Source organism: Trueperella bernardiae, assembly GCF_030246965.1.
GTDB classification, from domain to species: Bacteria; Actinomycetota; Actinomycetes; order Actinomycetales; family Actinomycetaceae; genus Trueperella; species Trueperella bernardiae.
Genome location: NZ_CP127099.1, coordinates 467,584 through 492,260, shown reverse-complemented (window position 1 = coordinate 492,260; position 24,677 = coordinate 467,584). Strand labels below are relative to the sequence as shown.

Sequence of the window (24,677 nt, the reverse complement as noted above, 5' to 3'; positions counted from 1 at the left end):
AATCCGTGACAGTACTCGTCATCAACTCTGGATCGTCGTCGATCAAGTACCAGCTCATCGAGCCCGATTCGGGCACGACGCTGGCCAAGGGCCTCGTGGAGCGCATCGGCGAATCCACCTCCCACCTCGAGCACGAGGTCGAGGGGCAGACCTTCGAGCTCGACCAGCCGATTGAGGATCACGCCGTGGGCCTGTCGCTGGTGATCGACATGTTTAACACCCACGGGCCGGCGCTCGCCGACGCCGGGATCCGCGCCATCGGCCACCGCGTGGTTCAGGGCGGAAAGTACTTCGACAAGGCCGTGCTCATCACCGACGAGGTGGAGCAGATCATTGAGAATCTCATCCCGCTCGGCCCGCTCCACAACCCCGCTCACCTCAAGGGCATCAAGGTGGCGCGCGAGATGTTCGACGTGCCGAACATTGCCGTGTTTGACACCGCGTTCTTCCAGTCCCTGCCGAACGAGTCCGCCACCTACGCCCTCAACCGTGACGTGGCCGAGAAGTACCAGATCCGCCGCTACGGCGCGCACGGCACCTCCCACCAGTTTGTTTCCGGCGCGGTGAGCGAGCTGCTCGGCCGCGATGACCTCAAGCAGATCGTGCTCCACCTCGGAAATGGCGCCTCGGCGTCGGCGGTAGTGGCAGGAAAGGCAGTGGACACGTCGATGGGCCTGACCCCTCTCGAGGGCCTGGTCATGGGCACCCGCACGGGCGACATCGACCCGGCGGCCGTCTTCCACCTTTCGCGCGAGGCCGGGATGAGCACCGACGAGATCGACACCCTGTTCAACAAGCAGTCCGGCCTCAAGGGCCTGGCGGGCGACAACGACATGCGCCAGGTGCGCGCGCTTGCCGCGGCGGGCGACCCGCACGCAACGGAGGCCCTCGAGGTCTACGTCCACCGCCTGCTGCACTACGTCGGCGCCTACACCGCCGTCATGGGCGGGCTGGACGCGATCACGTTCACCGCCGGCGCTGGTGAGAACGACGCCGACCTGCGTACTGAGGTATGCGCGCGCCTGACGCCGTTCGGCGTCAAGCTCGACCTGGAAAAGAACGCGGTGCGCTCGAAGGAGGCCCGCGTGATCTCCACGCAGGACTCGGCGGTGACCATCTGCGTGGTTCCCACCAACGAGGAGCTCGCCATCGCACGCCAGTGCATGGAGATCATTTAATCTGTTACCTTTCGCGGGGCGACGTCGCCGGACACGGCCGGTATCGCCCCGCGAAAGCAATTGTCTAGGAAGAGGACCTCATGTCTATTGAACTTGCCACGTCAGCAACCCCGCAGCTCGAGGCCGCGTTCGCTCGCCTCATCCCCCAGCTTTCCTCCACCGCGGCGCCGATGGACATCGAGCAGATCGACCAGCTGCTCGCCCAGCCGTGCATCGACCTGTTGCTGTTCAAGGACGAGGGCGAAATCCTCGGCATGCTTACCCTGGTGACGTTCACCATCCCCACGGGCACGCGGGCGTGGATTGAGGACGTGGTGGTTGACGACGCGGCGCGCGGGAAGGGCGCTGGTCGGGCACTCGTGGAGGCAGCGTGCGACCTTGCAACGACGCGCGGTGCGAAGAGCGTGGATCTGACGTCCCGCCCGTCGCGCGAGGCCGCCAACCGTCTGTACCGTCGGTGCGGATTCGAAGCGCGCAAGACCAACGTGTATCGTTACGGCGGGAAGTAACGGTTTTAGTGCCCACCCGCCTCCCCCTGCGGGTGGGCATCGGCGAGCTTTCGGGGGAATAGGCTAGAGGCATGAGGTTTTTTCGTAGCAGTTTGGCTCTCGCGCTCGCGCTCGCGCTGACTGGATGTACCTCCTCTGTACCTCCCGAGCCGTCCGCCGCGCAGCCGCTCGATTTTTCCAAGGCGCCCACGTCCGGGTATGAGATCGACAACGATCCGGAGTTCGCCCCGCCGAACACGTGGGGACCGCGCGGCACGGCGAGGCCCGGCGTCGGACCCGGCGGGCTCCCGCTTGCTCCCGGGCCGAATGCGAACCGCGCCGCCGCGCCCAAGCTGGAAGACGGGCGGGTGGACTGTTCGCAGGCCCGGTGTGCGGCGCTGACCTTTGACGACGGTCCCGGCCCGTACACCGATCAGCTGCTGGATACGCTTAAGGACACGGGCGTGCCTGCCACGTTCTTCCTGGTGGGTTACAAGGTCGAGGGCAGGGCGGCCACCGTACAGCGCGCCGCCGCCGAGGGCCACGCGATCGGCACCCACACGTGGAGCCACCCCGTCCTGCCCAAGCTCGCCGAGGGCGCGATGCGGGCGGAGATGGCCTCCCCCATCGACGCGCTGACGGCCATCGGCGTTCACACCGACATGATCCGCCCGCCCTACGGAGCCCGGAATGCCACCGTGGATGCCGTGGCCGACTCGCTCGGGCTGGCCGAGGTCCTGTGGTCGGTCGACACGCGCGACTGGGAGTCGCTCTCCACCCCCTCCGTCATCAACGAGGCCGTCACCGCAGCTCACCCCGGTGCGATCATCCTCATGCACGACATCCACCCCACGTCGGTGGCCGCCGTGCCCGACATCATCACCAAGCTCGAGGCGCAGGGCTACGTGCTGGTCACTGTCCCCGAGCTGCTCGGCGATTCCTTCGGCACGGGCAGGACGATCTACTCCCAAAACCAAGTCAAGGCCCACTAGCCCGGCCCTGCGCGGGCGACGCCTTGTCACGACGCCGCCCGCGCGGCCCGCGTCCACAGTCCGCGTCTGCTCGGCGCTTCTTATTCGGTGCGGTTGACCGCGAGCCGTGTCATCTTCTTCATCGAGGGCAGGATCGCGACGATAGCGAGGCCGGCCGCGATGAGCGCCCCGATGAGCGCCGCCACATATGTACCGGTGAAGCGCGCATCGAGCGTGTAGGACACGGCGTGCATGAGCACGAAGCCGGCGCCGATGCCCGCGGCGGTGGCGATCGTGGACATGACCACCAGCGGTACGAAGGACTCCACCAGAACCATGGCGCCCAGCTGGCGCAGGGTCATCCCGCACAGGCGCAGGCTGAGCAGCGATCGGCGTCGTTCGAGCAGGCCGGAGTAGGTGGAGACGACGAGCGAGATAACTGACACGACCAGCGTGACCGCGATGCCGGCATAGGTCAGTTGCGTAAAGAAGCGGACTGTCGTGTCGGGGCTCTTCGTGGCCGACTCGATGAAGATGTCCTGGGCCCGGCCGGCCACCACGTTGCGTAGCGCCTCGATGTCGCCCGCCTCGCGCAGCTTCACGAGCGCCACCACGGACGTGACGGGCTGGCCGCCATCGTACTCGATGTAGGCGCCCGCGTTCGCCTCGAGCTCCCGGGCCACTTCGGCCACGTCGGCCCCGTAGTAGTCGGCCTGGGCGCCGGACGCGTAGGGGTTGATGGCCACGACGCCGTCGTCGCACGCCACGTCGTCAACGAACCGGGCGGCGTCGGCGCAGGGCATGACCATGTAGGCGCCCGCGAGCTGGGGGTAGTCATGTACCTCGCTCGCCCAGGGGGAAAAACGGATTTGGGCCACCTCCGCCGTGTTCATGCCGTCCACGCGCACCACGCCGGGGGCGAAGCCGTCGGAGCGCTGGTCGAAGAGATCCTCGGGCACGTCGGAGACGGCGGTGAGGAAGAAGCTGCCCGCAAACAGGGCGAGCACCACACCGACCACCGAGCGCGACACGCGGCTGGCGTGGGCACGCACGTAGGAGGAGCCGATGAAGAGGTCGGCGGAGCTGGTGAGGCGGCGGACCAGCCCGCCAAGTGCGTAGGTGAACCACGGCCCGGCCAGCACCAGGCCGATCATCGTGGCGATCACGGCCGCCATGAGCTGATAGACCGTGTTGCCGTTGCCCTGATTTTCGTCCACGGTTGCGTAAATGTGGACGAACGCGCCGATGCCGGCTGCGAGCGGCAGGAGGCGCAGGGCGCCGGGGCGCGCTTCGCGCTTCTGGCGCCGGGCCACGCCCAGCGGCGATAGGCGTAGCCCGCGCATGCCCCAGGCGTTGGAGAGGAAGATGAGCGCGATCGTGGCAAGCGCCACCGCCACCCAGTGGAGCGGGGTGACGTCGATGCGTGAGGGCCACTGCCGCCCACCGCCGAGCGTGAGTTCAAACAGGGCCGGGCGTGCGGCAAAGTAGGCAGCCGCGCCGATCACCAGGCCGCCCGCGGCCGCCACGAGTGACTCGAAGGTGACGATCATGAGGATCTGCTTGTTCGTGGCGCCCACCAGGCGCAACGCGGCGTAGCGCTGCTCGCGCTGCACGCTGCCGAGTTTTGCCGCGATCGAGATGAGGATGAGGACGGGGAAGAGCACGATGGCCACCCCGAGGTAGACGACGGCGCCGATCACCTGAAACTCGAGGTCCACCAACGGCTCGTTGAAGCGGTAGACGGCCACAGAGTCGGGGATGTCGGCCTTGTCCACTCCCATGATGACCAGCTGCTCGTCAGGCCCGGCCACCATCGACTCTGGAAGAACCCCGAGCTTCGTGGTACCAAAGCGCATCCCGACATCGTAGGCGCTGGTCTCCATGATATCCGAGACAGCGGGCGAAACCCAGTACTCCCCCGGCTCGGGCCAGCGCGGCAGACCCGCGGGCAGCTCGGGCGAGCCGGTGTCGGTGGCGACTTGCATGACAGAGGTGGCGTGGTCGCCGAGCGCGTAGGCGGAGTCGAGGCGCAGCTGCATCCACAGGGGGTCGCCGTCGCCGGGGGCAAGCTCCTGGTCGTACCAGAACGCCGACCGCGCCTGGTCGTATCCCTGGCGCCAGACAGTATACGAGCGGTCGAAGAGCGCGTGGTGGTAGGCGGAGAAGAGGAAGAGGATGAGTACACCGAAGGCGACCGCCCAAGTGAGCAGAGCGAGGCGGCCGCGGCTGCGGGCGGCGCTGGCCTTGAAAAGCTGGGCTGCGAGTTTCATTGCCCCTCGATCCGGCCGTCCCGCACCACGACCTCACGGTCGGCGTAGGCGGCGATCATCGGCTCGTGGGTGACCATAACCACGGTCAGACCCTCGGCGCGGGCGAGGCTGACGATCATCTCCATCACCTGCTCGGAGGCGAAGGAGTCGAGGGCGCCGGTCGGCTCGTCGGCGAACAGCACCTCGGGCGTGATGATGAGGGCCCGGGCGATCGCCACGCGCTGGGCCTCGCCGCCCGAGAGCTGGCCGGGCAGGGCGTCCGCCCGATCGGACAGCCCCACGCGCGCCAGCCACTCGCGAGCTCGCCGTTCGGCGTCGTTCTTGCGCACCCCGCCCAACATGAGCGGGACCATGACGTTCTCCAGGGCCGACAGCTCGGGCACGAGCTGGCCGAACTGGAATACGAAGCCGAACTTTGTGCGGCGCAAGATCGTGCGCTCGGCGTCGGGCAGGGAGTCAATCCGGGCGCCGTTGAGGGTGACCGTGCCCTGGTCGGGGGCCTCGATCGCGGCGAGCGTGTGCAAGAGCGTGGACTTGCCCGAGCCGGACGGGCCCATGATGGCCAGCACCTCCCCGCGCAACACGTCGAGGTCGATCCCCCGCATGGCGTGGGTGGGCCCGAAGCTCTTCGTGAGCCCGCGGGCCTCGAGGATCACATCGCGGACCATAGTTCCTCCTTCAGGTTGGTCAGGCGGCTGGCGGTCATGTCCATCCAGCGGATGTCGGCTTCGATGTGGAAGATCGCGTTGTCAAGCAAGATGCGCTCGGCCAGGTTTGCTTCACGACGCCGGGCGATGAGCTCGCGCATCCGGGCGATGTGCGCTGACTTTTGGGCGCGAAGGAAGGGGGCGGCGTCGCCGTGAATCATGAGGGCAAGCACCACCTTCATGTAGAGGGTGGCCTGGAGGGTGGGCGCGGGAGGCTCGGGCTGATCGAGCCAGGCGAGTAAGCGCTCGTTGCCGAGATCGGTGACCGCGTAGCGCGTGCGCTCAGGGCCGGCGGAGGCGCCCGTGTCCGCCACCTTCTCGATCGCGGCGTCGCGGGCCAGGCGGCCGAGCACGGCGTAGAGCTGGCCCGGCAGGATCGGCTTGTCACCGCCGAACAGGCAATCATAGAGCTTCTTGAGCTCGTAGCCGTAGGTGGGCTCCGTGGAGATAAGGCCGAGGAGCGCGAACTGGGTGCTCATATCCCCTCTATTCACTCAGTGACTAGTATGTCTAAAAGAGTACCCCCTCTATTCACCCAGCGAATAGAGGGGGCTCAGACCCAGGGATGACCCGGGAGACGGGCAGCCGGCGTCGTCGGGCTAGCTTCCCGGCGACGCGCGGGCGGCCCGGCAGCTGGAATACTAGCGCTCGCCCACCATGGTCGAGACGTCGAGGGCCGCGTTCAGCGTCTCCTCATCGATCTCGCCACGCTCGACGAAGCCGAGGTCGATCGCGGCCTGCTTGACCGTGATGTTTTCCTTGACCGAGTGCTTGGCAATCTTCGCCGCATTCTCGTACCCAATGTGACGGTTGAGCGGGGTGACGATCGACGGCGAAGACTCGGCCAGCTCCAGGCATCGCGCCTCGTTGGCCACGAGCCCGTCCACCGTGCGCTTGGCCAGCACCTCGGCCACATTACCCAGGATGTTGATCGACTCAAGCAGGTTCTGGGCCATAACCGGTAGCATAACGAGCAGGTCGAAATTTCCCTGGGCGCCGGCGAACGCGATGGCGGCGTCGTTACCAATGACCTGTGCGGCAACCTGGACCGTGGCCTCCGGGACCACAGGATTGACCTTGCCCGGCATGATCGACGAGCCCGGCTGGAGGTCGGGCAGGTGGATCTCGCCGATGCCGGCGCGCGGGCCGGAGCCCATCCAGCGCAGGTCGTTGGCGATCTTGACCAGCGAAATGGCGACCGTGCGCAGAGCGCCCGAGGTCTCTACCAGGGAATCCTGCGCGGCCTGCGCCTCGAAGTGATTGGCGGCCTCCACGAAGGGCAGGTCCATGTGCTCAGCGATCAGCTCGATGACGCGGGCGGAGAAGCCGGCCGGCGTGTTGATGCCCGTGCCCACGGCCGTGCCGCCGAGCGGTAGCTCCGCCAGGCGCTCCTCCGTGGCCTCAACGCGCGCAATGCCGTAGCGCACCTGCTGGGCGTAGCCGGAAAACTCCTGGCCGAGCGTGATCGGGGTGGCATCCATGAGGTGGGTGCGCCCGGACTTGACCACACCCTTCCACTCCTCCGCCTTCGCCTCGAGCGACTCGGCGAGGATGGCGAGCTTGGGTAGCAGGTCGTGGCGGAGCGCCGCCAGCGCCGCGATGTGGATCGAGGACGGGAAGACGTCGTTGGAGGACTGCGAAGCGTTGACGTGGTCGTTCGGGTGGACGTCCAGCTCGTCGCTCGAGGCGAGGGTGGAGAGCACCTCGTTGGTGTTCATGTTGGAGCTGGTGCCCGAGCCGGTCTGGAAGACATCGATCGGGAACTGGTCATCGTGCTCGCCGGCGATCACGGCGTCGGTAGCCTTGACGATGGCGTTCTTGCGCGCGTCGTCCAGCACGCCGAGCTCGTTGTTGGCGATCGCGGCGGCGCGCTTGATCTGGGCCAGGGCGTGGATGTGCGGGGGCGTGAGGGTCTTGCCCGAGATCGGAAAGTTCTCAACGGCCCTTTGAGTCTGGGCACGGTAGAGGGCGTCAGCGGGAACCTTCACTTCGCCCATCGTGTCGTGCTCAATGCGGTACTTCATGGTCACTCCTTCGCAACTCAAGTGGACGCGGCCATTTTCCCACGATTTCCGGGGGTCAGCCACGGCCTTGCGCTCCTAGCTTAGGGTATCCTTAGGAAATCTGCCCCACGGAGATCTGCACGCGCTGGAACTCCTTCAGGTCAAGGTAGCCGGTCATCGCCATCGCGTGGCGCAGCGCCCCGGTGAAGTTAGTCAGGCCATCCGCCGACGACGACGGCCCGCCGATAATCTTCTCCAGCGGCGCGCGCGTGCCCACATGGACCCGCTCCCCGCGCGGGAGCGAGCGGTGATAGACCTCCGCACCCCAGTGGTATCCGCGGCCGGGTGCCTCGGTGGCGCGAGCGAGGGCGGTGCCAAGCATGACGCCGTCGGCGCCGCACGCGATCGCCTTGACTAGGTCGCCCGACGTGGAGATCTGCCCGTCGGCGATGACGTGGACGTAGCGCCCGCCGGTTTCGTCCATGTATTCACGACGCGCGGCTGCCACGTCCGCGACCGTGGTGGCCATCGGAACCGCCACTCCCACGGTGCGGCGGTTGGCGGTGGTGGCCCCGCCGCCGAAGCCGGCGAGGACGCCGGCGGCACCGGTGCGCATGAGATGAAGGGCCGCGGTGTAGGACGCCGCGCCGCCCACAATCACGGGCACGTCAAGTTCGTAGATGAAGCGCTTGAGATTGAGCGGCTCACGGTTGGAGGAGACGTGCTCGGCGGAGACGGTGGTGCCACGGATGACGAACAAGTCCACGCCCGCGCCGGCCACCGTGCGCCAGTATTCCTGGGTGCGCTGCGGGGACAGGGCGCCGGCCACGATCTGGCCGGCATTGCGGATCTCGGCCAGGCGCTCCACGATCAGCTCGTCCTTGATCGGCTCGCGGTAAACCTCCTGCAGGAGGGCCGTGGCCGTTTCCTCCGGTTCGTTTGCGATCCGCTCGAGGATCGGCTCCGGGTCCTCATACCGAGTCCAAATACCCTCGAGGTCCAGCACGCCGACTCCGCCCAGCTCGCCGATGCGGATCGCCGTAGCCGGAGAGGTCACCGAATCCATCGGGGCTGCCATGATGGGGATCTCGAGCAGAGCCGCGTCCAGCTGCCAGGTGATCGAGACGTCGGCGGCGTCGCGGGTGCGGCGCGAGGGGACGATCGAGATGTCGTCAAAAGAATAGCCAACACGTGCGCGCTTGCCGCGCCCAATTTCCGTTTCACTCACCCCTCTAGATTAGCCCATCGCGCCACCACCGCCGGGTGGGGCGCGGCGGGGAGCACGACGCTTTCGAAAAGTGTCGGAGACGCCATTTAGACTGGGGGAAAACACAAGGAGCTGATATGTGGACCACCCTCCCCCGCGCGGGTTTTGATACGGAAACCACGGGCATTGACGTGTTCAATGACCGCTTGGTCACCGCCGCGATCGTCATCCAAGATGGCGGGCGCGAAGAACGCTACACGTGGCTCGCCGAGCCGGGCGTGCCGATCCCCGAGGCGGCCGCCGCCGTCCACGGCATCACCACCGAACGCGCGCGGGCCGAGGGGCGCCCGGCTGTAGAGGTGCTGGCCGAGGTCGCGGACATGCTGGCCCGGCACATGGCCGGCGGCAACCCTGTGGTGGCCTACAACGCCTCGTATGACATCACGCTGCTCGAATCCGAGCTCGCCCGCCACGGCCTGCCCACGCTCGCCGATCGACTGGGCGGCGAGGTCTACCCGGTGATCGACCCGTACTTCCTCGATCGGCACGTGGACCGCTACCGCAAGGGCAAGCGCCGCCTGGAAAACCTCGCGGCGCACTACGGGGTGGCGCCCGAAACGTTCCACGACGCCGAAGGGGACGTCCTCATGACCCTGCGGGTGCTCGATCGGATTCTGGAGAAGTACCCGGCCATGGCCGAGGCCCCGATCGACGTGGTGATCAACGACCAGCGCAAGGCCTACAACGAATTCATGGACTTCATCACGCGCAACAAACCGAACGCGAGCTCGGAGCCGCGCGGCTGGCCGATCGCCAGGTAAGCCCCCCGCCGGCCGTGCCGCCCGAAGCTGGCCGGCACCCGGGAATGCGCGAGGGCGGCGGCCGACCGGCCGCCGCCCTGGGCACCTCGGGGTGAGCCCCGAGTGTCGCGTCTAGTTGTGCGAGCTGTAGTTCGGCGCCTCGGCCGTCATCTGGATGTCGTGCGGGTGCGATTCACGCAGGCCAGCTGCGGTGATCCGCACAAAGCGGCCCTTGTCCTTCAGCTCCTGAATCGTGCGCGCGCCCGTGTAGAACATGGTCTGATGCAGGCCGCCCACCAGCTGGTAGATGACCGAGCCGAGCGGACCACGGAACGGCACCTGGCCCTCGATGCCCTCGGGCACGATCTTGTCATCCGAGGACACGTCGGCCTGGAAGTAGCGGTCCTTCGAGTAGGACACGCGCCCGCGCGAACTCATCGCGCCGAGCGAGCCCATACCACGGTAGGACTTGTACTGCTTGCCGTTGACGAACACAAGCTCGCCCGGAGATTCCTCGCAACCCGCCAACAACGAGCCAAGCATCACTGTGGAGGCGCCGGCCGCGAGCGCCTTGCCGATGTCACCCGAGTACTGCAGGCCGCCGTCGGCGATGAGCGGCACGTTCGCCGGGCCGCACGCCAGGGAGGCCAGGTGAATCGCGGTCACCTGCGGCACGCCAATGCCGGCGACCACGCGGGTGGTGCAGATCGAGCCCGGGCCCACGCCCACCTTGACCGCGTCCACTCCGGCGTCGATAAGCGCCTGGGCACCCTCCGTGGTGGCCACGTTGCCGCCGATCACGTCCACGCCGTCGAAGCGCGAGTCGGCCTTGATCCTACGGATCATGTCGAGCGCCAGCTTGGCCTCACCATTCGCGGTATCCACCACCAGCACGTCCACGCCCGCCTCGGCCAGCGCCTCGGCGCGCTCCCAGGCATCTCCCCAGTAGCCAACGGCTGCGCCCACGCGCAACCGGCCGTGCTCGTCCTTCGTTGCGTGCGGGTACTTCTCCGACTTGGTGAAGTCCTTGACCGTGATGAGGCCGGTGAGACGGCCGTCGTCGTCGATCAGGGGAAGCTTCTCAATCTTGTTCTCGCGCAGAAGGCGGGCAGCCTCCTCACGCACGATCCCCTCACGGCCGGTGACCAGCGGCATCGGCGTCATCGCCTCGGACACCCGCATCGTAGCCCACTGTTCCTGCGGGATGAACCGCAGGTCGCGGTTGGTGATGATACCGAGCAGCGTGTTGCCCTCGTCCACCACCGGCAGGCCCGAAATCTTGTACTGGCCGCACAGCGCGTCCAGCTCGTCAATCGTGGCGTCCGGGCCGATCGTCACCGGGTCAGAAATCATGCCCGACTCCGAGCGCTTGACCACGCGTACCTGCTGCGCCTGGTCAGGGATCGAGAGGTTGCGGTGCAGGATACCAATACCGCCCTGGCGCGCCATCGCGATCGCCATGCCCGCCTCCGTCACAGTATCCATCGCCGCGCTCAGCAGCGGGACGCGCACGGAAATGTTGCGAGTCAATCGTGACGTGGTGTCAACCTCGGACGGCACCACATCCGTGGCATTCGGCAGGAGGAGGACATCATCGTAGGTTAAACCAACAAGTGCGAAAGGATCATTAGTCACCTTTCCATCATATGCGGCTGGCCAGCACAACTACACCCGATCTCATGCCGCGTTCACCACGATCCGATGTCCAGACATTTTCTCAGCGCTGAACTTGGACTATTCCAAAAAATGGGCGTGTAGGGTACTGTCGTTAGTGGATTCTCACGACGCCGAGATATGGCGCTGAGCGACTCGAAGGAAGTGAACGTGGTAGCTCGCATCAAGGATGTGCAGGGCGCACTGGTCGACTATTGGGACTGGCAGGCACTGGGATCGTGCAACACGATGGATCCGGAGTTCTTCTTCCATCCCGAAGGTGAGCGCGGCGGTCCGCGCCGGCGCCGCATCGAACGAGCGAAGCGAATCTGCCAAACCTGTCCCGTTCTCGACGAGTGCCGCGAGTACGCCCTCTCCCACAACGAGCCCTACGGGGTGTGGGGTGGCCTGTCGGAAGAAGAGCGCAACCGCCTGTCGCGTCAGCGCCGCCGCAGCCGCGCTTCCTAGCCAGGCACGGCAACCGGTTTCAATTCACTGGACGTTTTCGGGGCGATCTCCCCATATGGGGAGATCGCCCCGAAAACGTCCAAGATATTTTAATCCGGCGCCGGCGGCGAGGGTGATTCACCCGAGGCGACATAGCCACACAGCCTCGAACCGACCGATTTTATCCATTTATCGCTATTTTATGTATTTATGGGCGCTTTAGCTTAGTTAGATAAAATGCCCATAAATGCATAAACCTGATAAAATTAGTACGTACAGTACGTCGATGACCCGTACACCCCCAATGCAGGTGCGAAACCCACCGTTCTTGCTGGCCGTGAGGATGAACTGAATAGATTTGAGATTCTCTTGGCTAGGAGCATGAAAGGCCGCCCCGCCCGCTCGATGATCATCACCGGGTTGCGCGGAGTTGGCAAGACTGTTCTGCTTAACGAGTTTCGTGAGCGCGCCGAGTATTCGGGGTGGGTCACTGTCGAGTTCGAAGCATCAAAACACGATGAGAATCGGTTCCGGCAGCAGATTGCCATGAGGCTTCGTACCGCACTGTTGCGTATTTCGCCCTCGAAAAAGATGGGACGCTCGCCTCGAAAGGGCGGCACGGGTCCTCGGCTCATTTTCTATGAGCTTCGATCCTGATGGAGCTATCAGCGCAGGCCTCAATATCACTGATTTTGACGGTCTAGCTGATTCACAAGTACTCGAATATGACTTGACCGAGCTTCTCGTGAGCGTGGGAGAAGCAGCCCAAGCACATAAGTGCGGAGTGGTCCTACTGATCGATGAAATCCAGTTCCTGGATCGCAACCAGTTGGAATCCCTCATCATGGCCATTCACAAGACCGTTCAGCGCGCTCTGCCTATCACTTTGGTGGGAGCTGGCCTACCACAGATCGCCGAGTTGGCTGGAGATGCGAAATCGTATTCGGAGCGCCTGTTTACTTTTCCAAAGATTGACTCGCTTGACGAAGACGATGCACGCAAAGCGTTCGCTGATCCAGCACGCCAAGAAGGTGTGATTTGGGAAGAAGACGCACTGCAATGCGCGATCGACGTCACTGAGGGGTACCCCTATTTTATTCAGGAGCTTGGATCTGCTGTGTGGGGGGGTGGCACCGGAATCCCCGATTCGACGCCACGATGTCGAGAGGTCGATCCCGATTTTCGAGTCAGGTTTGGATGTGTCGTTCTTCCGCGTTCGCCTTGACCGCGCCACCCCACTTCAAGCTGCTTATCTCCGCGCTATGGCAGAGCTCGGACCCGGTCCTCAAAAGGCTAGTGCTGTAGCTAAGGTGATGCATCGCGATTCACAAAGCCTCGGGCCCACGCGGTCAGAGTTGATCAACATGGGCTTGCTTTACACTCCTACACACGGCTACGCGTCACTCACGGTCCCCCAGTTTGACCGCTTCATGCAACGCGAGATACCCGACGTCGTCGTACCCCAGAAGCGCCACCGCAAGGGGCAAAAGTAGGTTTGTGCGCCGGTGTCGGTGGCCTCCCTACCCCAGGTAGGCCACCGCCGACTCGAAGAGCCTCATGTCGTAGCGGCCCGGCACGTTGCGGTAGAGGTTTGCACCGATGCGCTCGGCGTGGCCCATCTTGCCAAATACACGCCCGTCGGGCGAGGTGATGCCCTCGATCGCGGCCACTGAGCCGTTGGGGTTGGCGGCGATGTCCATGGTGGGCTCCCCCGCCAGGTCAACGTAGCGGGTGGCGATCTGCCCACCCGCGATCATCGCCTGCAGGTCCTGGTCCGACACGTGGAAACGGCCCTCGCCGTGGGAGATCGGCACCGAGTAGACCTCCCCCGGCTTGACCCCGGCCAGCCACGGGCTGGAAGTGTTCTCCACCCGCACCCGCACGATGCTCGACTGGTGGCGGCCGATCCGGTTGAAGGTGAGCGTGGGTGCCTCGGGGCGCGGCTCCACAATCTTGCCGTACGGCACCAGCCCGAGCTTGACCAGGGCCTGAAAGCCGTTGCAGATGCCAAGGATGAGACCGTCGCGATCCAGCAGTTGGCCCACGCCCTCCACCAGAGCCTCGTTGCGCAGGAACGAGGTGATGAACTTGGCTGAGCCGTCGGGCTCGTCGCCGCCGGAGAATCCGCCGGGGATGACGAGCATCTGGGAATCGGCGAGCGCGGCGGCGAATCCTTCCACCGAGCGCGCGATGTCCTCCTCGCTACGGTTCTTCACCACGAACACGTTTGCCTTGCCGCCCGCGGCTTGAACGGCCCGCGCGGTGTCGTATTCGCAGTTCGTGCCAGGGAACACGGGGATGAGGGCGCTCACGCCGGCCCTTGCCGCCCCCTTCGTATTGACGACGCGCGGCTGGCTCCCCACGTTCGCCGGCACCTCGCCGGGCTGGTCGGCGTGGCGGGGGTAGACGACGTCGAGCACGGACTCGTTGAGCTCGAAGATCTCGGCGCTGGCCACGCGCTCCTCGCCGAAGGAGAAGCCCTCCGGCGCCACGGTTCCGAGCACCTCGCCGACGACGCCGTCCGCGCCACCCCCTGCGGTACCGCCGACCCCCTCAGCCCCCACACCGTCGGCCCACTCGAGCACGAAGGCCCCGTAGGCGTAGTCGAAGAGCGAGTCGAGGTCGGCGCCCTCGAAGTCAAAACCAAGCCCCTCACCGGCGGCCATCTTCACCACGGCCTCGGCGAGGCCGCCGCGGCCGGGCGTGTATGCACTGACCACCGCACCGCTGCGTAGCAGCTCGGTGACCTGGGTAAAAACCTCGAGCAGCGACTCAGGCTCGGGCAGGCCCGCGAGCGCCCCGCCCTCAGCCATCCGCGGGCGGAGCACCGTCACCCGGTTGCCGGCGGCCTTAAATTGGTTGGGGACCATGTGCCCGGCGTCGTCCACCGCGAGCGCGAAGGACACGAGCGTGGGCGGCACGGTCAGGTCCTGGAAGGAGCCGGACATCGAGTCCTTGCCGCCGATCGCGCCGGTGCCGAGCCCGATCTGGGCCTCGAGCGCGCCGAGCAGGGCGGCCACGGGCTTGCCCCAGCGGGCCGGGTCCTCGCCCAGGCCCTCGAAGTATTCCTGGAAGGAGAGGTAGACGTCGTCGGCGCTGGCCCCCGTGGCCACGAGCTTGGCCACGGACTCGATCACCGCGAGGTAGGCGCCGTGGAAGGGGCTGGCCTCGCTGAGGTAGGGGTTGTAGCCCCAGGCCATGACGGTCGCGGCGTCGGTGGCGGCGAAGGCGGGCAGGCGGTGGGCCATCGCCTGGATCGGGGTGGCCTGGCGGGTGCCGCCGTAGGGCATGAGCACGGTGCCGGCGCCCACGGTGGAGTCGAAGCGGTCGGAGAGCCCCTTCTTGGAGGCCACGTTGAGGTCGCCCGCCACCTCGGCCAGGCGCTCGGCGAACGATCCGGCACGCCCCAGGGCGGTGGCGCGCCAGTCTCCCGCGGGCGCGACATCGGCACGAGCGCGCTGCTCGGCGCCGTTCGTGTCGAGGAAGGACCGGGCGATGTCCACGATCGGCGCCCCGCGCCAGAACATGCGCAGGCGGGCCGAATCGGTGACAGTTGCGATGATCGTGCCCTGCAGATTTTCGGAGGCGGCGAGCTCGATGAACTCCTCGGCGTCGGTGGCCTCGACCACCACGGCCATGCGCTCCTGGCTTTCGGAGATCGCGATCTCGGTGCCGTCCAGGCCCTCGTACTTCTTGGGCACGGCGTCGAGGTTGATGTCGAGCCCGTCGGTGAGTTCACCCACAGCCACGGCGACGCCGCCCGCGCCGAAGTCGTTGCATCGCTTGATGAGGCGGGAGGCGTCCGGGTTGCGGAAGAGGCGCTGGAGCTTGCGTTCCTCGGGCGCGTTGCCCTTCTGGACCTCGGCGCCGGCCGTAGTAAGGGACTCGGTGGTGTGTGTCTTGGACGAGCCGGTGGCCCCGCCGATGCCGTCGCGCCCGGTGGCGCCGCCAACTAGCACAACGACGTCGCCCGCCGTCGGCTCCTCGCGCCGCACCTGGTCGGCCGGCACGGCCGCGACCACGGCACCGAGTTCCATGTGCTTGGCCACGTAGCCGGGGTGGTAGATCTCATCTACGATGCCGGTGGCCAGCCCGATCTGGTTGCCGTAGGAGGAGTAGCCCGCGGCCGCGCGCTGGGCGATCGCGCGCTGGGGCAGCTTGCCCTCGAGGGTGTCGGACAGGGGCGTGCGCGGGTCGCCGGAGCCGGTCAGGCGCATGGCGCCGTGCACGTAGCCGCGCCCGGACAGCGGATCGCGGATGGCACCGCCGATGCAGGTGGCTGCCCCGCCGAAGGGCTCGATCTCGGTGGGGTGGTTGTGCGTTTCGTTCTTGAACAGGATGAGCCACGGCTCGGCCCTGCCGTCCACCTCCACGTCGCGGCGGATCGTGCAGGCGTTGATCTCCTCCGACTCGTCGAGATGGACGAGCTTGCCGCGCGAGCGCAGCACCTTCGCACCGATCGTGCCCATGTCCATGAGGGTGACGGGCTTGGTGCGCCCGAGCTCGGCGCGCGCGTCCACGTAGGTCTGGAAGGCCTGCTCGACCTGCGGGGCGGCGAAGGTTACCTCGTCCAAGATCGTGTTGAACGTGGTGTGCCGGCAGTGGTCCGACCAGTACGTGTCCACCACCTTGACCTCGGTCATCGTGGGCTGGCGGCCCTCGGCGGCGAAGTAGTCGCGCAGCATCGCCAGGTCCGCCTCGCTCATAGCGAGCCCCAACTCGGCGCGTAGAGCAACAAGATCGGCATCCGTCGCGCCGACCAGCTCCACGCTCACGACGTCGGCCGGCTCCGTCACGTCCGCCTCCAGGCTCTCGGGCTGGGCCAGGTCGCCCTCCCGCGCCTCCACCGGGTTGATGACGTAGCCCTTGATCGCCGCGAGCGCCGCCTCGTCCGCCTCGATCGCATAGACCTTCGCGGCCCGCACGGCCGGGCGTTGCCCGGACAGCTGGATCTGGATGCACTGGGCGGCCGAGTCGGCGCGCTGATCAAACTGGCCCGGCAGCGACTCGACGGCAAAGACGTGACCGGCCAGGTCGGCGTCGTCAAGCGAGGAGAACGTGACGTCCACGGGCGGCTCGGACAGGATCGTGGGGACGACGGCGGCAAACTCGGTGTCGGTGAGCCCGTCCACGTCGTAGCGGTTGAGCACGCGCACTTGGCCGACGTTCAGGCCGAGGACGTCGCGCAGTTCGGACGCGAGGGCCGCCGCCTCGAGGCGTTCGGTGGGCTTCTTTTCGACGTAGATGCGGTGCATGATTTTCCTTTACGGGTGGCGGAACTGGTGGGCGATGTCGGTACGGTAGTGGGCTCCGGCGAAGGAGATGCGCGCGGTGCGCTCGTAGGCGAGGTCGAGGGCGCCGGCGAGGGTATCGGCTTGGCCGACGACGCCGAGCACGCGGCCCCCGTTCGTCACCAGCTGGCCCTCGTTCTCGGCCACGCCGGCCATGACCACGTGCTCCTCGAGGTCGGCGGGCAGGTCGATCGGGTCGCCCCGGCGCGGCGAGGCCGGGTATCCCTCAGCGGACATGACCACGCAGGCGGCGGCGCCGGGTGCGAAGTCGACGTCGACTTCGCCCAGCGTCCCATTCGTCGTGGCCTCAAAGATGGTGAGCAGGTCGGACTCGAGGAGTGGGAGGACCACCTGGGTCTCGGGGTCGCCGAAGCGGCAGTTGTACTCGATGACCTTCGGGCCGTCCTCGGTAAGGATCAGGCCGAAGTAGAGGCAGCCGGTGAAGGGCGTGCCCTCCTCGGCCAGGCCGTCCACGGTGGGGCGGAAGATCTCGCGCTCGCACCGCTGCGCGACCTCAGGCGTGTAGAGCGGGCTCGGGGCAATGACGCCCATGCCGCCGGTGTTCGGGCCCTGGTCGCCGTCGAGCAGGCGCTTGTGATCCATGGCGGACACCATCGGGCGGATCGCCTTACCGTCCGTGAAGGCCAGCACGGTCACTTCCGGGCCGGTCAGGAATTCCTCGATCACCAGGCGCTTGCCGGACTCGCCGAAGCGGCCCGCCATCGCCTCGCGCACGGCCGACTCGGCATCCTCACGCGTGAGTGCCACGGTCACGCCCTTGCCGAGCGCCAGGCCGTCAGCCTTGACCACCACGGGCAGCGGGCAGGTGGCGATGTGGGCGAGGGCCGCCGCCTCGTCGTCGTAGACGGCGTAACCGGCGGTGGGGATGGCGTGGCGGGCCATGAAGGCCTTCGCGAACGACTTCGAGCCCTCGATCTGGGCGGCGGCCGCGTTCGGGCCGAAGGCGGGGATCCCGGCGGCGGCGAAGGCGTCCACCGCGCCGGCCACGAGCGGGTCGTCCGGGGCGACGACGGCGAAGTCTACCGCGTTCGATGCGGCGTAGGTGACCAGCTCATCGATGTCGAGCGCGCCGATCGGCACGCGGGTGACGGCGGCTCCCCGGCCGTCCTCGCGGGCGATGCCGGCATTGCCCGGCGCCACCACGATCTCGCTCACGCGCGGGCTTTGCGCCAGCTTGCGCACGATCGCGTGCTCGCGCCCGCCCGACCCAATGACCATGACCTTCATCGGCCAGCCCCTTCCAGCTTCTGCGTTAGTTCCGCGAGCGCGGCCGGCAACAGACGCCACTCGGCCTGCTCCATCACACGCGCCTGCAACGACTGCGGGGTGTCCCCCGGCTCGACCTTCACCTCGGCCTGGCACAGGATCGGCCCGCCGTCCACCTCGTCGGTGACCAGGTGTACAGTGGCGCCCGTGACCTCCTCGCCCGCGGCCAACACGGCCTCGTGGACGCGCAGGCCGTACATGCCCGGGCCGCCATAGGCCGGCAGGAGCGAGGGGTGGATGTTGATCATGCGGCCCGCGTAGGCGCTCGTGACCTCGGCCGGCACGATCGCCAGGTACCCGGCCAGCACCACGACGTCGATCGCGGCCTCCTCGAGCACCCGGGCCAAGTCGCTGGTCGCCACGCGCACGGCGCAGATCCCGGCCCGCTCGGCGCGCTCAAGCGCGAAGCAGTCCCGGTCCGCGCCCACGAGCGCCAGCTGCGCGTGCTGGAGGCGGCCATCGGCCGCGGCGTCAATGAGCGCCTGGAGGTTGGTTCCCCCGCCCGAGCAGAGCACAGCTACCCTCACAGCTCGATGCCCTCCGACGCGGTGACCTCGCCGATCACGGTGCCCGGCTCGCCCGCGGCGGCCAGGGCGGAAAGTGCCCCATCGACGTCGTCGGGGCTGACCACCACGGCCATGCCCAGGCCCATGTTGAACGTGTTGTACATGTCGCGCTCGGGGATGTCACCCTCGCGCGCGATGAGGTCGAAGATCGGCGGGCGGGCGATCGCGGCTGTGTCAATCCGCATGCCAAGCCCGGCGGGCAGGGCGCGCGGCAGATTCTCGTACAGGCCGCCGCCGGTGATGTGGCTGACCGCCTTGACGTCCACCGCCTCGGCCAGCGCCAGGATGGGCCTCACGTAGATCTTCGTCGGCTCGATGAGCGCCTCGCCGAGCGTGCGGCCCAACTCCGGGTAGTGCGTGCCGAGGGCCTCCGGGTCCATGTCGAACACGCGGCGCACCAGCGAAAAGCCATTCGAATGCACGCCGGAGGACGCAAGCCCGATCACGACGTCGCCCGGCAGGGCCTCGTTCTTCATCATCTTCGCCTCGTCCACCATGCCCACCGCGAAGCCGGCGAGGTCGTACTCATCCTCGGGGTAGAAGCCCGGCATCTCGGCCGTCTCCCCGCCGATCAGCGCCGCTCCCGCCTGCACGCAGCCCTCGGCGATGCCGGCCACGATCTGCTCGATGCGCTCGGGAACATTCTTGCCACACGCGATGTAGTCGAGGAAAAACAGCGGGCGGGCGCCAGAGCACACGATGTCGTTGACGCACATTGCCACGCAGTCGACACCCACCGTGTCGTGGCGGTCGAGCGCAAAGGCAAGCTTGAGCTTCGTGCCCACGCCGTCCGTGCCCGATACGAGGATCGGGCGCTCCATGCCCGCCACCTCCGGGGCGAACAGGCCCCCAAACCCGCCCAAACCTGAGACCACGCCCGGGGTGCGGGTGCGCTCCACGTGCCGGGCCATGAGCTCCACAGCCCGATAACCGGCCGTGATATCGACCCCGGCCTCCGCGTAGGAATCGGAATGGGAATCGCTCGTCATGGGCGAGCCTCCTTCATCTGCCACATCGTGGGGGTGTCGTCGGTCTTGACCACGCCCGTCCTAATCGTCCGCTTGTAGCGGCTCACCTCCGGGTCGCTCACCGGGGTGGGGTAATTGCCGTCGAAGCACGCCGTGCAAAAGCCACCGATCTTCGCCGGCTCGGCTATCCGCCGCGCGTCCTCGATCGAGAGGTAGCCAAGCGAATCGGCGTCGATATCCTGCCGGATCTCCTCCTCGCTCATATGGCACGCGATGAGCTTCTCGCGCGAATCGATGTCCGTGCCGTAGTAGCACGGGTTGAGGAACGGCGGTGCCGAGACCCGGAAGTGGACCTCCGTGGCGCCTGCCTCGCGCAGCAGGCGGATGATGCGCTTGCAGGTAGTGCCACGCACGATCGAATCATCCACCAACACCACGCGCTTGCCCGCCACCACCGACGGCACCGGGTTGAGCTTGATCCGCACCCCACGCTCACGGCTGGACTGGCCCGGGGAGATGAAGGTACGCCCGATGTACTTATTCTTGATGAATCCCGTGTCGTATGGAATACCGGACTCCTGGGAGAAGCCCATCGCGGCGTCAAGCCCCGAATCGGGCACGCCCACCACGATGTCCGCCTCCGCCGGGTGTGACTGGGCGAGGAAGCGGCCCGCGCGCTGGCGGGCGGTATGCACGCTCATCCCATCCACGTCCGAATCCGGGCGCGCAAAGTAGATGTATTCAAACACGCAGGCCGTGTGCGGGGTCGTGCCGCAGTGCGTGCGAATCGAACGCAGCGAAATCGGGGCCTGCGCCCCCTCCGGCGCGCGCTCGGCGATGACGATCTCCCCCGGCTCCACATCCCGCAGGTAGGTGGCGCCCACCGCGTGCAACGCACACGTCTCCGACGCGAAGACGACTCCACCGTCGTCGAGCGTGCCGATACACAGCGGGCGAAAACCGTGCGGATCGCGAATCGCCAGCAGCTTCTGCGGCGACATCACCACCAACGAATACGCCCCCACCAGGTAGTTCATCGCCGACTCAACAGCGGCCTCGATCGACTTGGTGCGCAGACGCTCGTGGATGATCTCGTACGAGATCACCTCGGTATCCGTGGTCGTTTGGAAGATCGAGCCGCGCATCTCCAACTCCCGGCGGAGCTCGGAGGCGTTGGCCAGATTGCCGTTGTGGGCGATCGCCAGCGTGCCCTTCATGTGGTTGACCACGAGCGGCTGGGCGTTGATCCGGCTACGCGAGCCCGTCGTGCCGTAGCGCACATGGCCCGTCGCCATCTCGCCCGTCCCCAGGCGCTCCAACACAGGGGCAGTAAAGACGTCACCGACCAGGCCGACGTCGCGGTGCTCGGCGAACACGCCGTCGTCGTTGACCACGATCCCGCAGCTCTCCTGCCCGCGGTGCTGCAAGGCGTAAAGGGCGTAGTACAAATCGTGCGCGACATAACCGGCCTCGGGCCGGAAAACCCCGAAGACCCCGCATTCCTCTTCAAGAGCCATTGGTGGCCTAAACTCCCGCTACTTGTTACTTGTTGCCCAGGGCGCGCGCCATGACCTCGGCGTAGGCCTCTTCGACGCCGCCCAGGTCGCGGCGGAAACGATCCTTGTCCAGCTTCTCGCCCGTATCCAGGTCCCACAGGCGGCACGTGTCCGGGGAGATCTCATCCGCCAGCACGATCGTGCCATCCGCGAGGCGGCCGAACTCGACCTTGAAGTCCACCAGGCGCAGGTTGAGGGTGGCGAAGTACTCGGACAGGACGCGGTTGACCGTGAACGTGTAGTCCTTGATCTGCTCGATCTCCTCAGCGGTGGCAAGCTTGAGAGCGAGGGCGTGGTAGGAGTTGATGAGCGGATCGCCCAGGGCGTCGTCCTTGAGGGAGAACTCGATCGTGGGGACGTCGAAGACGATGCCCTCCTCCACGCCGTAGCGCTTGGCGAACGAGCCGGCCGACACGTTGCGGATGATGACCTCGAGCGGGACGATGTCCACCTTCTTCACGATCGTGTCACGGTCGCTCAGCTCCTCCACGTAGTGGGTGGGCACGCCGTGCTCCTCGAGGATGCGCATCACCAGGTTCGACATGCGGTTGTTGACCACACCCTTGCCCGCGATCGTGCCCTTCTTCTGGCCGTCGAACGCCGTGGCGTCATCCTTGTAGGACACCACAACCTGCTCCGGGTTGTCCGTTGCGTAAACCTTCTTTGCCTTGCCTTCGTAAAGCTGGGGACCGTACATGTTCCTGCGATTCTCTTGATAGGTGATGGTTATCGATAAGCGCGCAACGCGCACGTGATAAGGGGCGCCTGCTGGCGCCCCTGCACTTAGTTAAACTCGGCCTCGACTTCGGCGTTCTTCTCGAGGATGGCGGCCCTTGTGGCCTCGCGATCGGCCTCGATGCGTGCGGCGAGCTCCGGGTCGGTCAGGGAAATGATCTGGGCGGCGAGGATGGCCGCGTTCTTCGCACCGTTGATCGCGACCGTGGCCACCGGCATCCCCGGGGGCATCTGGACGGTGGACAGGAGGGCGTCCATGCCATCAAGGTTGGAGGAGGTGAGCGGAATGCCGATCACGGGCAGCGTGGTGTTCGCCGCCACGGCACCCGCGAGGTGGGCCGCCATGCCGGCCGCAGCGATAATCACACCGATCCCGTTCGCGCGGGCATTCCGGGTGAAATCCGCCGCCTGATCGGGCGTGCGGTGTGCCGAGTACACGTGGACCTCGTAGGGGACTTCCAGCGTATCGAGCATGTCTGCCGCCTTGCGGACAATCGGCAGATCGCTCGCGCTTCCCATGACGATTCCAACCTTGAGCACTGTCTCTCCCTTGCTTGGCGAAGCCCCGACTCGCGCCGGCGCTCTACTATTCCAGCTCAGACGGGAGGGCTAAGCAAATTCTGTCTCAAGGGTCGAAATGCCGGTTCGACATCAGGTCTCACACCTTAGGACGGCTGGCCAGCCCGGCGTCGGTGAACCTGGGCCCACGCCCAGGCTCACCGACCGACCTTGGGCACTATCCAATCGACCGGAAATAGCGCGCCGCCTCATCGTGGCGCGCATCCATCTCAGGTGAGGGGCGATCTTCCAAGTAGTCTCCGTAGAGCGTGGCGCAATACTCGCCATCCTGGTGAGACTTAACCAGGATAAATCGACCATTGACTGCCGTGTTGCCATCCGAATCCATAGCCAGTGACGCCGCATCAACCTCGGTAGCAAGCATTCCAGTCTCGGAAGCAAAGACGAGCCTTTCACGGTCGGTGATCTCTATGATGCTCATGCAGCCATCACTGACACCCAAACCGGCCGACTCCAACCTATCGAGATAACCTTGATCCGTCGGCTCAAAGGATGTCGCGTAGCCGCCATCGATCATCGCCCGAGAGAGTTTATCAAGACGTTCCTCGCTACTCGCACACGCGCTAAGTAGAAGACAGGCAGAGATAAGTACACCGACCTGCAGTAGCACACCGCCCCTCATGGCGTCACCCACCTACCTTGATCACGCCAACGCCTTACAGCCCCACCGTCCATTGACCCGTAATAGCCATCGGTGTGTTGTGCAATTGTTAACGGTCGATACGACACACCATGATAAGAGGACGAGCCACTCTTTCCCATCACGTATCCAACATGATAGATCCGGGTGTTATTATATAATGCCACCGGCCGCCCGACGACAGCACGAGCAGTAAACGTCGTCAAAGATGTGGTCTTCCTCGTCACTCCAAATCTATTGGCAAGGTCATTCGCCACCGACCACGAATGAGTCGGATTCCCTGCGCGATAACTCCAAACTGCATTCTCTTTAAAATCACCGGCCTTCATGATCTGCGACACAAAGTTCGCACAGTCACGACCCGCATAATACTCGTATTGCGGATTATGCGAATACGCCCAACGCTTTGCGTAGTTGTTCGCCCTCGTTAAAGAGAAACTGCTTCCATCAATTCCAGGCGTCGCAGAAAAGGGGACTACAGCACTACGGCTAGAGAGAAAAAACCTGAGCATCCTGTACAAAGTCAGCATTGTCACCTGCAAGCGCTGGCGCGTAGGTAGAAACCCGATCAAGGCTCAATGCAAATTCCTCAGATGAAGGATCCAGCCCGTCGATTACCCCGAGGGCATCATCCAATAGATCGGAGTTCTCGCCTCCTAAGAGCAAGAAACACATACTAAGGATTGAGTTCGCATCCTGAACATCACGAGGCGTAATAGCATTGCCTTCGTATTCGGTGGCAGTCATCACCGGGATAAGCGCCGTTACGTAGTCGTCTACGTTATCCATTGTCAGTGTCGAGAATCCAACTATCTCCGACATCCGATCGAGAGCAAGTTGATTCTCCGCACGAAAACGATCCAAAACTGCTTCTTCATCAAGTAGTCGAGCATCAGAGACAATGGTATAACTCTTACCACTCAACTTAACCTTATACTTGTTTGTCACCTCAACGAATCCGTCTTCATTGACGGCACTGTCACTCTGAAATCGATCAACGTGTACGACGGAATCCATTTCAGTATTCTCTTGTGATGCCAACGGCATAGGCTGAACCGCCAGCGTAAACATAGCGGCTAAGGCTAAAACTCCACGTAACATAGAGCCGCCTCATACTAACGGCGGCACCGTTGCCACCTCAACAGGAACATGTAGCTGCTCGCGTGCGGGCGATCATATTTCAGAAATAACCACCACTTCTACACATATTTGGCAACCTTTCTACACCTCTGGTATTACGCCCCCAAACCTCAAGGCGGTAGAGGGACTCCACGAGAGTCGACATGGAAGTGACCGCAGCAAACCGGCTCAAGGGCGGTAATTCACACCGC

The 24,677-nt window shown here is 65.5% G+C and carries 24 protein-coding genes; 8 read left to right on the top strand and 16 right to left on the bottom strand.

The features are described 5' to 3' along the window. The first annotated feature begins 5 nt into the window (after positions 1–5). From QPC17_RS02350 to QPC17_RS02340, 3 genes are all read left to right on the top strand, one after another. Complete coding sequence (locus QPC17_RS02350) at positions 6–1,178, top strand: acetate/propionate family kinase (protein ID WP_285347421.1); 1,173 nt, start codon at positions 6–8, stop codon at positions 1,176–1,178. Positions 1,179–1,258: 80 nt separating this feature from the next. Beyond that, positions 1,259–1,687, top strand: coding sequence for a GNAT family N-acetyltransferase (locus tag QPC17_RS02345; protein WP_062613878.1), 429 nt, complete (start codon positions 1,259–1,261; stop codon positions 1,685–1,687). Positions 1,688–1,758: 71 nt separating this feature from the next. Then, positions 1,759–2,658, top strand: a complete 900-nt coding sequence (locus QPC17_RS02340) for a polysaccharide deacetylase family protein (RefSeq protein ID WP_285347420.1) — start codon at positions 1,759–1,761, stop codon at positions 2,656–2,658. A gap of 80 nt (positions 2,659–2,738) precedes the next feature. On the opposite strand, the gene QPC17_RS02335 is transcribed toward QPC17_RS02340, so the two are convergent. The 5 genes from QPC17_RS02335 to QPC17_RS02315 all read right to left on the bottom strand — a co-directional run bounded on the left by QPC17_RS02335 (position 2,739) and on the right by QPC17_RS02315 (position 8,845). Next, positions 2,739–4,907 (bottom strand): FtsX-like permease family protein, encoded by a 2,169-nt coding sequence (locus tag QPC17_RS02335; protein ID WP_062613876.1) that lies wholly within the window; start codon positions 4,905–4,907, stop codon positions 2,739–2,741. After that, entirely contained in the window at positions 4,904–5,575 is a 672-nt protein-coding gene (locus tag QPC17_RS02330; protein WP_070445010.1) for an ABC transporter ATP-binding protein, read from the bottom strand. The genes QPC17_RS02335 and QPC17_RS02330 overlap by 4 nt, the downstream gene beginning before the upstream one ends. Next, a complete protein-coding gene (locus tag QPC17_RS02325) occupies positions 5,560–6,093 on the bottom strand; it encodes a PadR family transcriptional regulator (RefSeq protein ID WP_070445013.1) in 534 nt (177 codons plus the stop codon). Before QPC17_RS02325 ends, QPC17_RS02330 begins: the two co-directional genes overlap by 16 nt. Before the next feature lie 162 nt (positions 6,094–6,255). Further along, on the bottom strand, positions 6,256–7,638 hold the full coding sequence (locus QPC17_RS02320; RefSeq protein WP_062613873.1) for a class II fumarate hydratase: 1,383 nt from the start codon (positions 7,636–7,638) through the stop codon (positions 6,256–6,258). Between the two features lie 91 nt (positions 7,639–7,729). Continuing rightward, entirely contained in the window at positions 7,730–8,845 is a 1,116-nt protein-coding gene (locus QPC17_RS02315; RefSeq protein WP_068538503.1) for a GuaB3 family IMP dehydrogenase-related protein, read from the bottom strand. A 116-nt stretch (positions 8,846–8,961) separates the two neighbouring features. On the opposite strand from QPC17_RS02315, the gene QPC17_RS02310 reads away from it, so the two are divergent. Further along, positions 8,962–9,645, top strand: coding sequence for an exonuclease domain-containing protein (locus QPC17_RS02310; RefSeq protein WP_251769406.1), 684 nt, complete (start codon positions 8,962–8,964; stop codon positions 9,643–9,645). 111 nt (positions 9,646–9,756) lie between these two features. On the opposite strand, the gene guaB is transcribed toward QPC17_RS02310, so the two are convergent. Next, the gene (gene guaB / locus QPC17_RS02305; protein ID WP_062613870.1) at positions 9,757–11,259 is read right to left on the bottom strand and encodes an IMP dehydrogenase; all 1,503 of its coding nucleotides are present in this window, start codon (positions 11,257–11,259) and stop codon (positions 9,757–9,759) included. A gap of 189 nt (positions 11,260–11,448) precedes the next feature. Here guaB and QPC17_RS02300 point away from each other — a divergent pair, with 189 nt between their 5' ends. From QPC17_RS02300 to QPC17_RS09645, 4 genes are all read left to right on the top strand, one after another. Next, on the top strand, positions 11,449–11,745 hold the full coding sequence (locus QPC17_RS02300) for a WhiB family transcriptional regulator (RefSeq protein WP_062613954.1): 297 nt from the start codon (positions 11,449–11,451) through the stop codon (positions 11,743–11,745). A 360-nt stretch (positions 11,746–12,105) separates the two neighbouring features. Further along, positions 12,106–12,381 (top strand): ATP-binding protein, encoded by a 276-nt coding sequence (locus tag QPC17_RS02295; protein WP_246825722.1) that lies wholly within the window; start codon positions 12,106–12,108, stop codon positions 12,379–12,381. Continuing rightward, positions 12,365–12,949: a P-loop NTPase family protein gene (locus QPC17_RS02290; RefSeq protein ID WP_285347419.1), complete on the top strand. Its 585-nt coding sequence runs from the start codon at positions 12,365–12,367 to the stop codon at positions 12,947–12,949. Before QPC17_RS02295 ends, QPC17_RS02290 begins: the two co-directional genes overlap by 17 nt. 37 nt (positions 12,950–12,986) lie before the next feature. Continuing rightward, the gene (locus QPC17_RS09645) at positions 12,987–13,217 is read left to right on the top strand and encodes a DUF8462 domain-containing protein (protein ID WP_489749503.1); all 231 of its coding nucleotides are present in this window, start codon (positions 12,987–12,989) and stop codon (positions 13,215–13,217) included. Positions 13,218–13,244: 27 nt separating this feature from the next. Here the strand turns inward: QPC17_RS09645 and QPC17_RS02285 are convergent, their stop codons facing one another. The 10 genes from QPC17_RS02285 to QPC17_RS02245 form a co-directional block, all read right to left on the bottom strand. Beyond that, positions 13,245–16,979: a phosphoribosylformylglycinamidine synthase gene (locus tag QPC17_RS02285; RefSeq protein WP_246783060.1), complete on the bottom strand. Its 3,735-nt coding sequence runs from the start codon at positions 16,977–16,979 to the stop codon at positions 13,245–13,247. Between the two features lie 9 nt (positions 16,980–16,988). Then, positions 16,989–18,263 carry a phosphoribosylamine--glycine ligase gene (gene purD / locus QPC17_RS02280; protein ID WP_068538506.1) on the bottom strand — a complete coding sequence of 425 codons (1,275 nt, stop codon included), beginning with the start codon at positions 18,261–18,263 and terminating at the stop codon, positions 16,989–16,991. Beyond that, a complete protein-coding gene (gene purN / locus QPC17_RS02275) occupies positions 18,260–18,829 on the bottom strand; it encodes a phosphoribosylglycinamide formyltransferase (RefSeq protein WP_068538507.1) in 570 nt (189 codons plus the stop codon). The genes purD and purN overlap by 4 nt, the downstream gene beginning before the upstream one ends. Then, entirely contained in the window at positions 18,826–19,857 is a 1,032-nt protein-coding gene (purM, locus tag QPC17_RS02270; RefSeq protein ID WP_062613866.1) for a phosphoribosylformylglycinamidine cyclo-ligase, read from the bottom strand. The genes purN and purM overlap by 4 nt, the downstream gene beginning before the upstream one ends. After that, complete coding sequence (purF, locus tag QPC17_RS02265) at positions 19,854–21,353, bottom strand: amidophosphoribosyltransferase (RefSeq protein WP_285347418.1); 1,500 nt, start codon at positions 21,351–21,353, stop codon at positions 19,854–19,856. The genes purM and purF overlap by 4 nt, the downstream gene beginning before the upstream one ends. A 25-nt stretch (positions 21,354–21,378) precedes the next feature. Next, positions 21,379–22,089, bottom strand: coding sequence for a phosphoribosylaminoimidazolesuccinocarboxamide synthase (gene purC / locus QPC17_RS02260; protein ID WP_068538509.1), 711 nt, complete (start codon positions 22,087–22,089; stop codon positions 21,379–21,381). Between the two features lie 86 nt (positions 22,090–22,175). Beyond that, entirely contained in the window at positions 22,176–22,667 is a 492-nt protein-coding gene (purE, locus tag QPC17_RS02255) for a 5-(carboxyamino)imidazole ribonucleotide mutase (RefSeq protein ID WP_062613864.1), read from the bottom strand. Between the two features lie 196 nt (positions 22,668–22,863). Continuing rightward, positions 22,864–23,223: a hypothetical protein gene (locus tag QPC17_RS02250; RefSeq protein ID WP_285347417.1), complete on the bottom strand. Its 360-nt coding sequence runs from the start codon at positions 23,221–23,223 to the stop codon at positions 22,864–22,866. A gap of 101 nt (positions 23,224–23,324) precedes the next feature. Continuing rightward, positions 23,325–23,858, bottom strand: coding sequence for an amidase domain-containing protein (locus tag QPC17_RS09600; RefSeq protein ID WP_432049310.1), 534 nt, complete (start codon positions 23,856–23,858; stop codon positions 23,325–23,327). Then, a complete protein-coding gene (locus QPC17_RS02245) occupies positions 23,836–24,447 on the bottom strand; it encodes a hypothetical protein (RefSeq protein ID WP_285347416.1) in 612 nt (203 codons plus the stop codon). Before QPC17_RS02245 ends, QPC17_RS09600 begins: the two co-directional genes overlap by 23 nt. Positions 24,448–24,677 lie beyond the last annotated feature (230 nt).

Excerpts from the sequence above, each read along its gene's own strand:
- QPC17_RS02310 (WP_251769406.1), top strand. The coding sequence starts at position 8,962 with ATGTGGACCACCCTCCCCCGCGCGGGTTTTGATACGGAAACCACGGGC.
- QPC17_RS09600 (WP_432049310.1), bottom strand. The coding sequence starts at position 23,858 with ATGCTCAGGTTTTTTCTCTCTAGCCGTAGTGCTGTAGTCCCCTTTTCT.
- purC (WP_068538509.1), bottom strand. The coding sequence starts at position 22,089 with ATGTACGGTCCCCAGCTTTACGAAGGCAAGGCAAAGAAGGTTTACGCA.
- QPC17_RS02335 (WP_062613876.1), bottom strand. The coding sequence starts at position 4,907 with ATGAAACTCGCAGCCCAGCTTTTCAAGGCCAGCGCCGCCCGCAGCCGC.
- purD (WP_068538506.1), bottom strand. The coding sequence starts at position 18,263 with ATGAAGGTCATGGTCATTGGGTCGGGCGGGCGCGAGCACGCGATCGTG.
- QPC17_RS02345 (WP_062613878.1), top strand. The coding sequence starts at position 1,259 with ATGTCTATTGAACTTGCCACGTCAGCAACCCCGCAGCTCGAGGCCGCG.
- QPC17_RS02250 (WP_285347417.1), bottom strand. The coding sequence starts at position 23,223 with ATGATCGATGGCGGCTACGCGACATCCTTTGAGCCGACGGATCAAGGT.
- QPC17_RS02295 (WP_246825722.1), top strand. The coding sequence starts at position 12,106 with ATGAAAGGCCGCCCCGCCCGCTCGATGATCATCACCGGGTTGCGCGGA.
- QPC17_RS02245 (WP_285347416.1), bottom strand. The coding sequence starts at position 24,447 with ATGTTACGTGGAGTTTTAGCCTTAGCCGCTATGTTTACGCTGGCGGTT.
- QPC17_RS02330 (WP_070445010.1), bottom strand. The coding sequence starts at position 5,575 with ATGGTCCGCGATGTGATCCTCGAGGCCCGCGGGCTCACGAAGAGCTTC.
- QPC17_RS02320 (WP_062613873.1), bottom strand. The coding sequence starts at position 7,638 with ATGAAGTACCGCATTGAGCACGACACGATGGGCGAAGTGAAGGTTCCC.
- purM (WP_062613866.1), bottom strand. The coding sequence starts at position 19,857 with ATGACGAGCGATTCCCATTCCGATTCCTACGCGGAGGCCGGGGTCGAT.
- purF (WP_285347418.1), bottom strand. The coding sequence starts at position 21,353 with ATGGCTCTTGAAGAGGAATGCGGGGTCTTCGGGGTTTTCCGGCCCGAG.
- QPC17_RS02325 (WP_070445013.1), bottom strand. The coding sequence starts at position 6,093 with ATGAGCACCCAGTTCGCGCTCCTCGGCCTTATCTCCACGGAGCCCACC.
- QPC17_RS02340 (WP_285347420.1), top strand. The coding sequence starts at position 1,759 with ATGAGGTTTTTTCGTAGCAGTTTGGCTCTCGCGCTCGCGCTCGCGCTG.
- QPC17_RS02290 (WP_285347419.1), top strand. The coding sequence starts at position 12,365 with ATGAGCTTCGATCCTGATGGAGCTATCAGCGCAGGCCTCAATATCACT.
- QPC17_RS02285 (WP_246783060.1), bottom strand. The coding sequence starts at position 16,979 with ATGCACCGCATCTACGTCGAAAAGAAGCCCACCGAACGCCTCGAGGCG.
- QPC17_RS09645 (WP_489749503.1), top strand. The coding sequence starts at position 12,987 with ATGGCAGAGCTCGGACCCGGTCCTCAAAAGGCTAGTGCTGTAGCTAAG.